The following is a 10,505-nucleotide window of genomic DNA, read 5'->3' as shown; positions in this document are numbered from 1 at the left end:
GCGCTGAAACTTATAGCGGTCCAAAAGGGTAAAAAACATTATATATCATTAAAGAATTCGGAATTTAAGTGGAAAATAATATTTTAAATAGAATGGAGATGGTTTCCGTCCGCAGGAAACTCAAAGACGAGGGGAAAAAGGTGGTCTTTACAAACGGCTGCTTCGATATTCTTCATGCCGGACATGTGGACTACCTATCAAAAGCCAAGGCGCTTGGCGACATTTTAATCGTTGGGATGAACAGCGACTCCTCGATAAGAAATATCAAGGGAGAGCTTAGACCCATAATATCTGAGGCAGAGAGGGCTTTTCTGGTTGCTAACCTTAAAGCTGTGGATTATGTGACACTCTTCGATGAGAATACGCCGGGAGAACTTATTCATGAACTCATACCCGACATACTTGTAAAAGGGGCCGACTGGAGCGTTGAGAACATCGTCGGCCGCGATACGGTGGAAGAAAATGGCGGAGAAGTCAGAACAATAAAGTTCGTCAGCCAGCAGTCAACTTCCAAAATTATAAACACTATTTTAGAGCGTTATAGTAAGTAATGGAACCAGTACCAGCAAAGCCAAAAACAGTTAAGCCGAAGAAAAGCGCGTTCAGGAAAATCGTGAACGGTTTCCTTTACTTCTGGATAGGGCTTACTGTGTTCATGGTCTTGTTTACTGGGTTTACACAGACAAAAACTTTCCGCGAGTTCCTCCGCAAAGAGGTTATTTCCGAGGTTAATAAATCTATTAACGGGAAACTGAATATCGGAGAGATCGACGGAACACTCTTTACATCGCTTACTTTAAGAAACACTTCACTGCTTGTTGAAGGCGATACGCTTCTTTATGCAAACCGCCTTGCAGTTAAAATGAGCCCCCTGCAGCTTTTGCTTAAAAAGATCTACGTCCGCTCAGTTGAGCTTAGCGATGCAAAAATAAACCTCATTAAGGATTCTCTGGGCGTTTATAACATTTCAAAGCTCTCTAAAAAGCCGCCTGAAAAGGACACAACAAAGTCCTCGTTCCCCTTTACAATAACGGTAGCCGACCTGCGCCTTAACAACATCAGCTTCCGCCATGCGGCTTTTGAAAACAGGCACAGCCTTAAGTCATACCCTGCCCTCAATATGAACGACGCAAGGGTCGACAGCTTCTATCTGGCACTCGATGCTTTTGCAGACATCGACAATAACAACTACCAGGTCAGGCTTAGCGGCTCTAAGGCAAAAGTGAACCTGCAGAACTTCCGCCTGCGCGACTTAAGGGGAAACTTTTATCTTACAAACCACAACGCCAAGGTCGACTACCTGGTAATCAAAACCAATACTTCGGACTTCGACCTTTACGCCTCAATGGACAAGCTTCACCTCTTCGATAAATTTGAGATGAAGGACCTTAAGGACGCCCCGGTTAACGTGGAGCTGAATGCAAGGGTTTTTGACTTTGCAGACCTGGCATCTTTTGCTACAACTGACTTCCTTAAAGGGACTCTTAAGACAAAGCTTAAGGTTACGGGGACCTACGGCAACATGAGCCTGGAGAGGCTTTCGCTGGACTACCTGCAGACACATCTTAACGCCACGGGACAGATTAAAAACCTGCACGATCCTAAAAATATGTTCATTAAGGCCTCTATTAAAAACGGCTACATCAATGAACCAGACCTTGCAGATCTCATGCCGGGACAGAAATTTCCAGTATATAAGAACCTGCAGGTAAAAAACATAAATATCGATTACGAAGGGGATCTGAAGAGCTTCAAAACTACGCTTAAGGCCGACCTCCCTGAAGGATCTGTAAATTCAAAAGCCGAACTGGACTACGGCAGCCCGGTCCTGAAATATAACGTAAGCCTCGAGACCTCGAAGCTGAACCTGGAACCTGTAACAAATGTCAGTACTTATCTCAATGCCTTTGCAACTATAAAAGGCGAAGGTACAAAGCCTGAAAGCATGAACACACAGGCCCAGATAAGACTCCTGGATTCAAAGTTCAAACAGTACACGGTCGATTCCCTCAGGCTAAACGCCGTTGCAAACGCTGGCAGAATAATAATGAGGCTCAACACCCTCTCCAGAAACGCAGGCGTCAACGTTGACGGCAGCCTTGACTACAGGGATACAAAAAACCCCGTCTACGACATGACAGGAAGCGTTCAGAATCTGGACCTCCAGAAATTCATCGCCGATACGGCAATGGCATCAAACCTGAACTTTACGTTCAACCTTAAGGGCAAAAGCTTCGATTTCCATAAAATGGAAAGCCAGTTCAACCTGGCCCTCGCGCAGAGCGCCTACAGGAATAAAGTTATAAAGCCGATGAATGTTTCTGTAGTTTATACCAAGCCTTCACCCGCAGAAAGGCTCATTTCCATTACTTCTGATTTTGCCGATATTAACGTCCGCGGCAACTATTCAATTGATGATGCATATTCACTCATGGACTACGAGACGAAAATCATCTCTCAATCCGTTATGAAGAAGGTCTATGAGTTTAACCCCATGGCGCTCTTCAACGACTCGCTCAAGGCTAAGGAATTCGCCGTTCAGGTAAAGCTGGATGAAACGAAAATCCCGAAGATGATCCGGAACGATATGAACATCAATTACACTCTGAACATTAAAAATTTCGACCTGATTGGTTCACTTCTGAACATGAAGATTGCAATGGACGGCATTATAGGAGGAAGAATAACAAATGATGCAAATGAGTTCACGGCATCAAACTATATCAACCTTAATTACCTCAAAGTATTTATGCCGTCAAATCTCGTTTACATTTCGGATTTGGCCTTTGATGTAAATGTAAGCCGCGATAACCGCCAGGTATCCTTCAGCAACATAGGAGCAGAGGTAAACCTCTCAACCAACAGAATTTTCTCCGGCACCGATCTTAAGAATATTAAGGTCAACCTGGGGCTGAAGAATAATGTCCTCAGATATAACTTTGCCGCAGACATGGATACAACCTTAAAAGCAAAGATTGCCGGAACCGGTGATATGACAAATAACCAGTTCAAATTTGTAGTTGACACACTGGCCGTTGACTATAAAAACCTCCTGCTTAAGAATGACAGCGCTCTTGTTGCAACATATACAAAGGAATCCTTTGACATCCAGCACTTTGCCCTCAGGAGGAACGGCTCAAGGGTTCTGCTCACGGGCTCCTTACTTGGAAACGGATCAATGCGTAACCTGAGCCTTAAGGTGGACAACCTGGGCACTGACATCCTGAAGGAACTGGGAGGCTTAAAGACAGACGTCTCGGCTAAAATAAATATGTTCGCAACGGCTAACGGTTACCTGGATAAGCCTGAAATCAAACTGAACCTGGGTGTCGACAGCATTAAAACCGAAAAGGTTAACCTTGGAAACCTGCAGTGCAGCCTGGATTATGCACCCAGGCTCCTGAAGACAAACGTGGTGTTCCTCGATTCAGCCTATAATAAATCAAATCCCCTCTTAACCCTGAATGGCAGCATTCCGGTTGACTTGGGGTTCATGGGTGTTAAAGACAGAATAGTGCATAACCAGCCCGTAAACTTAACCTTGAAATCAACCGACTTCGACCTCTCGGCTCTTGGAGAACTGGCATCAGCTTATATAGGTAAACTTTCAGGCAAGATGAATGCAGATCTCAGTGTGGGCGGCACAATGGATAAGTTCGTCTACGGCGGACAGCTCTCACTGAATAATGCGAACTTTCTGCTCAGGCAGAACAACCTCACATACGGCATGGATATGAATCTTACGCTGGCAAATGAAACTGTTACTATAGAAAACCTTGCGCTCAAAAATACCGGGCAGACAAAATTCCCCGGCACACTCAAAGGTACAGGAAATATTAACTTCGCGGGTACGAACCTGGAGACCATCGACGCCACAATTACGGGCAACCTTGCCGTCCTGGGCCCTAATTCCAAGGCGGTCCTGCCGGCATACGGCGACCTCGTCCTGCAGAGCGACGGCAGCTGGCGCTTTACATACGACAAGGGCTCAAGCGATTTTACAGGCAAGGTGCTCCTGAAAAATACAAACGTGACCTTTGTACCTCCTTCGACATCATACGCTTCGGACAACAAAAACGATTTTAATTATCACTTTGTAATAGATTCTTCAAAGATAGACAAGAAACAGGCCGACTTTAACCAGATCGTCACACTGTCGCAGAAATACGCCCCCAGCGTAAAGAAAGCGGGTGCGGCTGCAGGCTCAAACCTGAATTACGACCTCAACATTAAAATTGATAATGAGGCGAAGGTTGTCATTGTTATATTCCCTGAATTTAACCAGCAGCTGACGGCTGTTCTGGACGGCGACCTGACCTATGGCAGCAACGGCGTGGCACAGGGCGAATTCAAAGTCCTTGAAGGCTCCACGCTCTCTTTCTTCCAGACATTTACAGTTACGGGTACTATTTACTTTGAAAGCGATATTACTAACCCCAGGATGGACCTGGTTGCAACCTACATTGGTGACCATAATGCCCCGGTGGATTCCGGTAAAGTAGCGGTAAAAATAAAGCTTAAAGGCTCAAGAGAGGAAATTGCAAAAAGCCTTGCTCAGAACAGTGAAAACATTGGCGTTTACGTTGGGGAGGAAAACATTGACAATGATACCCCCTCTCCCAAGTATAATACGGCAGACGCCATTTCATTCCTGATTTCAGGCAAGTTCCCTACCGAACTTACTGCCAATGACCAGACAAAACAAAGCAGCACACTGGCTGAATACCGGGATAAACTGACCGGCTACGGATATTCAATAGCCAGCAGCCTGGTCTCCGGATACGTAAACAGCCAGTTGGGAGACGTCGTTAAAAGTATTGAACTCGAACAAAGAGGCAGCCAGTACCAGTTCGGCATCAGTGGCAAGGTCAGTAATCTGCGCTATTCAATCGGCGGCTCAACAGAAGCGCTGCAGGACTTTACAAAGGCAAACCTGAAGTTTGAATACCCATTCAGTGAGTATTTCCTCATGAGATTTGAAAGGAAAGACCCCATAATTCAGACCTCAGGACTAAACGAAAAAGTAAACGAGCTGGGACTTCGTTACAAATTTATATTCTAATGAAAAAAAAAGTATTAGCATTTTTTAAGAAAAATCCGGGCAGAATGATTAAAGCCCGCGACTTAGCCAAGCAGCTGGACATCAGCTCCGAACATGAGTATGCATCCTTAAAAGCGATGCTTCACGACCTGGAGCGCGAAGGGCTCCTGCAAAGAGTGGGTAAAAGATACCGCCTTAATACTAAAGTGGAAGGCAAGCTTACCGGCACACTCCAGATTACTGAGGCCGGATACGCCTTTGTCCTCATGAAAGAATCGGGAATGAGCGATATCTTCGTGGCCCCGCAGAATATAGGAACAGCCTTCTCAGGCGACCTGGTGCAGGTAAACCTCGTTGCCCGGAAAAAGAAGGGCAAAAACCTGGAAGGCGAGGTTATAAATGTCCTCCAGAGAGGACGCCAGGAGATAGTGGGCACACTTGAAAAAACGAACTCATTTTATATACTGAAGCCTGATGAGCAGGATATAAAAAGGGATATTTACATCCCCTCCGAACACCTCCACGGGGCTAAACATGGCGATAAGGTGGTAGTTCATGAAGTCATCTGGAACAGCACTGAACTGAACCCCGAAGGAAAGGTAAAAGAGGTCCTTGGCAAGGCAGGAGCCTACGATACCGAGATCGCCGCCCTGGCGCGTGAGTTCAACCTCCCCTACGCATTCCCCCGCTCTGTCTTAAGGGAAGCAGAATCTATTAAAAGCGGAGTCCCTGAAGAAGAACTTAAAAAAAGGCTCGACCTGCGTGAAGAAGTTATTTTTACCATTGATCCTGAAGACGCAAAGGATTTTGATGACGCCGTTTCAATTGAACCGATGGATAACGGCAACTACCGCGTCGGAGTCCATATTGCCGACGTAAGCCACTATGTAACTGACGGCTCTCACATAGACCAGGCGGCCTTAAACCGCGGCAACAGCGTTTATTTTGTCGGGAAAGTTATCCCCATGATTCCTGAAAAGCTCTCAAACGGAATCTGCTCGCTTGTGCCCTTTGAAGACAGGCTGACATATTCAGTTATTGCCGAAGTATCCCCTACGGGGGTGGTAGTTGACTACGAGATCAAAAAATCGGTCATAAACAGCAAACGCCGCTTTACTTACGACGAGGCGCAAGAGGTTATTGAAACAGGAGAAGGGGATTTTGTAGAGACACTTCAGCTTCTTAACAAACTGGCCAAAACACTCAGAAAAAAAAGGATGGCCAAGGGAAGCATTAACTTTATTACGCCTGAAGTCCGCTTTGAGCTGGATGAAAAGGGCGTCCCGGTAAATATCACAAAAAAAGAAGTTAAAGAAAGCCATATGCTCATTGAAGAGTATATGCTCCTGGCAAACCAGATTGTGGCAAAGCATATAGGCGGCGCAAAGAAGAAAGACCCCCTCCCCTTCCTATACAGGGTTCACGACCTCCCAGACCAGGAGAAGATATTTGAATTTGCCAATTTCGTAAAGTCTCTGGGATATTCATTTGACCCGTCCTCGGCCAATAAAACCAAACAGTTCCAGAAGCTCTTAGACAGTGTGAAAGGAACTGAAGAAGAGGCACTCATAAATGAAGTAGCCATACGCTCTATGGCCAAGGCAGTATATTCATCTCAGAATATAGGCCATTACGGACTGGGATTTAAGTTCTACACACATTTCACCTCACCAATCAGGCGCTATCCCGACCTGGTTGTACACAGGCTCCTTCACTTTTATACTGAAAATGAAGGAAAACAGTTTTACAGTTTAGATGAACTTGAGGAGATTGCAGATCACACCTCTGCCACCGAAAGAAGCGCCATTAGCGCCGAAAGGCTCTCCGTCAAGCTCAAACAGACCGAGTTCCTGCAAAGCCACGTAGGCGAGGACTTCCAAGGCGTCATCTCCGGAATCACCAGTTTCGGCATTTTCGTCGAACTCACACAGAGCCTGGCCGAAGGACTAATCAGACTCCGTGACATGGAGGACGATTATTATATTTACGATGAGAAAAAATATTCGTTAATTGGTAGAAGACACCATAAGGTTTACAGGCTCGGGGATAAGATAACTGTAAAACTAATCCGTGTGGATCAGGAAAAAAGAGAAATCGATTTCTTAATTATAAGTGATGAAGACTGAATTTATGACCTGCTTTCGTGAAACCTAAGTGATATCCTGATTGTCTAATTTTATATCTAAAAATTTCAAAACGACAGAGTAATGCGATGGGTAAAAAATTTCTTTTCCTTTTTGTTCTATTGCTCTCCTTTAAGGGTATATACGGCCAGGACGCTCAATTCGGCCAAAACAAAGTGCAGTACAAAAACTACAGCTGGTATTATATCCAGACGAAGCATTTTGATATATACTTTTCTGACGGAGGGGGCAGGCTTGCTGAATTTACGGCCAAAGCTGCCGAAGATGCACTGGTTGCTCTCCAGAACAGTTTCCGCTATGCAATCAATAACCGTATAACCATTATTGTTTACAGGTCGCATAACGACTTCCAGGAGACAAATGTCACTGATGAATACCTTGAAGAAGGCATAGGCGGTTTTACTGAAATATTCAAAAACAGGGTCGTGCTGCCTTTTGACGGATCGTATAACAACTTCAGGCACGTTATTCATCATGAACTTTCGCACGCCGTTATTAACGATATGTTCTACGGCGGATCGTTCCAGAATATAATTTCCAAGAATATAAATGTCCAGGTCCCTCTCTGGTTCAATGAAGGACTGGCAGAGTATGAATCCCTGGGCTGGGATACCAATACCGATATGTTCATCAGGGATGCTATTATAAATGAGTATCTCCCCGACCTCAACGGGCTCTACGGCTACTTCGCCTACAGGGGCGGACAATCCGCATTTTACTACATTGCACAGAAGTACGGCAAGGAAAAAATAAGCGAAATCATTAGCAAAACCAGGGGCTCGGGCGACTTTGAGGAGGCACTTAAATCCTCCATCGGCCTCAACTATGAAGAGCTTAATGAAAGATGGAAAAAAGACCTTAAGAAAACCTTCTGGCCCGATATAGCTAAAATGGATGACCCCGACTCATTTGCCAAAAAACTGACGGACCAGAAAAAAGACAGGGGCGGAAGCTATAACGTCATTCCTGCAATCTCCCCGCAGGGCGATAAGATTGCCTTTATATCAAACCGCGATATATACTTTGACGTTTATATCATGAATGCTATTGACGGCAAAGTTATAAAGAAACTCATCGAGGGCAACCGCTCTAGTGAATTTGAGGAGCTGAATATACTTGCCCCGGGACTTACCTGGTCACCTGACGGGAAGAAGATTATCCTGACGGCTAAGAGCAACGGATATGACGTGGCTTACCTTATCGACGTCGAATCCGAGGACAAGGACGTCCTTCCGATTAAATTAGACGGGATTTCATCCATGAAATGGTCGCATGACGGAAAACACCTCCTTTATGTGGGACAGAACGGCGCTGAAAGTGACCTCTACCTCTATAACATGGATTCAAAGCAGATTACTAACCTTACAGACGATGTCTTCACAGATACCGATCCCGTCTGGTCGCCTGACGACAAAACCATTTATTTTTCTTCGGACAGGGGGCAGTACATAAACCCTGCGGCAATTACCGATACGTTCAGCCTCTTCCATATGAACTATCATCAGACGGATCTTTACGCCATGAACCCTGCCACAAGGCAGATCGTAAGGCTGACAAACCTCCCGAAAAGCGATGAACTGAGCCCTGCTGTATCACCCGACGGAAAACACCTCCTGTTTGTTTCAAATATGAACGGGATAAACAATATTTATGAAATGGACCTCAGCACAAGCTCCCCGGACAGCCTGCAGTTTTTAACAGCAGACAATATGAGGCCTGTTACTAATTCATTAAACGGAATCTATCAGCTTTCTCTTTCACAGGACGGAAAGAAACTTGTTTTCAGCTCTTTCTACGATGCAGGATATAATATTTTCCTTATGCAGAATCCTTTCGAGCCCAAAACAACAAAAAAGGTGCTCGAGCCGACTGTATACTATGCAGGACTCCTACACCCCGAAAAAGCAGACAGCATTTCAATGGCTGTTCATTCACCTACAGTTTCTGTTCCGGTAAATACAATGCCCGCGAAAGATACAACGGAAGTAAAGACCGCGCAGACAGACTCCGTAAGGGCCCATATCTTTACAGGAAAAGTTGAGGTTAACCACGATTCAACCTCGTCCAAGGACTATAGCCGCTACGTATTCGGCGGAAAACCGGGACTGACTTCAGATACAGCAAGCGGCAGAAATCCGGAATTCAACCTTAAAAATAACCTGGATAAAAACGGCAACTTCTTTGTCAACAGATATAAGGTCAGTTTCTCCCCTGATGTTGTCTATGCCAATGCTGGCTACAGTACACTCTACGGTCTGCTGGGCACAACAGTCCTCTCCTTCAGCGATGTACTGGGCAACCACCGCCTTATAGGCGTTACAAGCATGCAGATAGATCTTAAAAACAGCGACTACGGGCTGGCTTATTATTATCTGCCGAAGAGAATTAACTACGGTATTGAAGCTTTCCATACCGCAAGGTTTGTTTATCTCGACAGGTCCAGCGTCGAGGATCCTTTAAGGGCCGACCTGTTCAGATTCAGGAATTACGGTGCAATTGTTTCTGCCAGCTACCCCTTAAATAAGTTTTACAGGGTAGACGGAGGCTTAAGCTGGCTTAACGTATCGGCTGAGAATCTGGACAATCAGCAGGAATCTCCGGAAAGAATATCGTACATTATCCCGTCACTCAGTTTCGTCCACGATAATACGATGTTCGGCTATACCGCTCCAATTGACGGCACAAGATATAACCTGACATTATTTGGAAACCCCTACAGCGGGTCCAGAAACTTAAGCTTCTACTCCTTTACATGGGACTACAGGCATTACAGCCGCTTCTGGTTTGATAACGCCTTTGCATTCAGGTTCTCCGGCGGCTACTCCGGTGGCGAGAACCCGCAGAGGTTCTTTATCGGAGGAACTGACAACTGGATCAACAGAACGTTCTCAACAGGTGAAATCCCGCTTAGGAACGCTTCTGACTTTGCGTTCCTGACGCCGGCTCTTCCTTTAAGAGGCTATAACTACGCTGAAAAGATAGGCACAAAGTACTCACTTTTAAACCTTGAACTCAGAATGCCTCTTATTAGGTACCTGGTTACGGGTCCTGTACCTCTGTTATTCCAGAATATACTGGGAGCCGCTTTCGTAGATGCAGGCAGCGCATGGGATCAGACAAACAAGCTGCAGCTCTTAGCAAGACAGGACGGCACCATTAAAACGAAGGATCTTTTAATGGGAACAGGCGTCGGAGCAAGAATATTCTTCCTCTACTTCCTTGTAAGATTTGACGTTGCATGGCAGTACAACCTTGACCATTTCTCAGCCCCCAGGTATTACTTCTCCCTGGGTGCCGATTTCTAAACCATACGGCCTTAA

Annotated in this window: 4 protein-coding genes; all 4 read left to right on the top strand. The window is 45.4% G+C overall.

What is annotated here, in order from left to right; translation table 11 throughout:
* Window positions 1–92: 92 nt before the first annotated feature.
* The 4 genes from rfaE2 (at window position 93) to HF312_17805 (ending at window position 10,490) form a co-directional block, all read left to right on the top strand.
* On the top strand, window positions 93–551 hold the full coding sequence (gene rfaE2 / locus HF312_17820) for a D-glycero-beta-D-manno-heptose 1-phosphate adenylyltransferase (GenBank protein ID MCU7522078.1): 459 nt from the start codon (window positions 93–95) through the stop codon (window positions 549–551).
* Window positions 551–5,062 carry a hypothetical protein gene (locus HF312_17815; GenBank protein MCU7522077.1) on the top strand — a complete coding sequence of 1,504 codons (4,512 nt, stop codon included), beginning with the start codon at window positions 551–553 and terminating at the stop codon, window positions 5,060–5,062. Before rfaE2 ends, HF312_17815 begins: the two co-directional genes overlap by 1 nt.
* The gene (gene rnr, locus HF312_17810; GenBank protein ID MCU7522076.1) at window positions 5,062–7,167 is read left to right on the top strand and encodes a ribonuclease R; all 2,106 of its coding nucleotides are present in this window, start codon (window positions 5,062–5,064) and stop codon (window positions 7,165–7,167) included. The genes HF312_17815 and rnr overlap by 1 nt, the downstream gene beginning before the upstream one ends.
* A gap of 86 nt (window positions 7,168–7,253) precedes the next feature.
* Window positions 7,254–10,490 (top strand): biopolymer transporter Tol, encoded by a 3,237-nt coding sequence (locus HF312_17805; protein MCU7522075.1) that lies wholly within the window; start codon window positions 7,254–7,256, stop codon window positions 10,488–10,490.
* Window positions 10,491–10,505: the final 15 nt, after the last annotated feature.

Source organism: Ignavibacteria bacterium (assembly GCA_025612375.1).
GTDB lineage: Bacteria > Bacteroidota > Ignavibacteria > Ignavibacteriales > SURF-24 > JAAXKN01.
Note: the sequence above shows the minus strand (reverse complement) of the source record. Positions and strands in the feature narration are given on the sequence as shown.